Origin of the sequence: Brachybacterium sp. AOP43-C2-M15, assembly GCF_052446295.1 — a bacterium.
Classification (GTDB): domain Bacteria; phylum Actinomycetota; class Actinomycetes; order Actinomycetales; family Dermabacteraceae; genus Brachybacterium.
On sequence record NZ_JBQSWB010000036.1, the window covers coordinates 1 to 1,311 of the forward strand.

General features: G+C 69.0%; 1 protein-coding gene. It reads left to right on the plus strand.

The genetic code is table 11. The features are described 5' to 3' along the window. Positions 1–114: 114 nt before the first annotated feature. Positions 115–1,311: ISL3 family transposase (locus tag ACT3SP_RS18615; RefSeq protein WP_444588771.1), on the plus strand; the 1,197-nt coding region annotated here is incomplete at its 3' end.

A 1,311-nucleotide genomic window follows, 5' to 3' on the forward strand; every position in this document is an offset into this window, starting at 1 on the left:
GGCTCTTCAGAGTTGAGTGTGGGCGCGCCGGTGGCGCGGGGTAGCTGGGGGTAGACGTCGAGGTCCCCGATGATGAGCGGACTTCTACCCCCGCTGATCTCAAGGACCTCGACGATGCCCAACCATAGTTGCGTATGCCCTGATGCGCTCGATCGCTGCGACCGATGCGACCTTCTGCTGGACTTCTCCGGCCTCCACCTGGTGACGGTCACGAGGAAAGCTCGGGGCGGGCTGGTGCTCGAGGTGGAGTCCTGCGACCCCGTGACCGGCTGCCCCGGCTGCGGTGTGATCGCGACCGGCCACGGCCGGGTGGTGGTCGAACTGATCGACGCGCCCTGGGCGGGCAGGGCAGTGCGGATCCGGTGGCGCAAGCGCCGCTGGATCTGCCGCGAGGCCGTCTGCGAGGTGGTCTCGTTCATCGAGCAGGACCCGGGGGTCTGCGCTCCGCGGGGCCTGCTCACGACCCGTGCGATCCGATGGGCGATCGGCCTGCTCCGCTTCGAGGGAGCGACGATCCAGGGCCTGGCCCGGCAGCTCGGCACGACGTGGAACACGGTCTGGTCCCAGGTCCAGCCACTCCTGATCGAAGCTGCGAACGACCCGACTCGGTTCGAGAACGTGCAGGTCCTGGGCGTGGACGAACACATCTGGCACCACCGCGACCCGCGCCGACGCGGGCCGAAGGAGCTCACCGGGATGGTCGATCTGACTCGAGGACCGCATCCGACGGCCAGGCTGCTGGGCCTGGTCCCGGGCCGATCCGGGAAGGCCTACCGCGACTGGCTGGACGAACGCGGTGAGGCATTTCGCGAGGGCATCCAGATCGCGACGCTGGACCCGTTCCAGGGATACAAGAACGCGATCGATGACCAGCTCGAGGACGCCACCTGCGTGCTGGACGCCTTCCACATCGTCAAGCTCGCCGGCGCAGCGGTCGATGACGTCCGCCGCCGGATCCAGCAAGAGACCCTCGGGCACCGCGGCCGCAAGGGCGACCCGCTCTACGGGATCCGCCACATCCTCCGCGCCGGACGCGAACGCCTCACCCCGCGCCAGCAATCACGGCTGGCCAGCGCGTTCGCGACCCATCCCGATCACGTCGCGGTCGAGGTCGCCTACCACTGCGCTCAGGACCTCCGGGACGTGTTTCACCAGGCCACGCCCGTGCAGGGACGCCGCCTCGCCCAGCGGCTCATCGACACACTCCCGAGCTGCCCGATCCCCGAGATCGCGCGACTGGGCAAGACCCTGCGCCGATGGAAGAACGCGTTCCTGGCCTACTTCGATACCGACGGCGCGAGCAACGGAGGG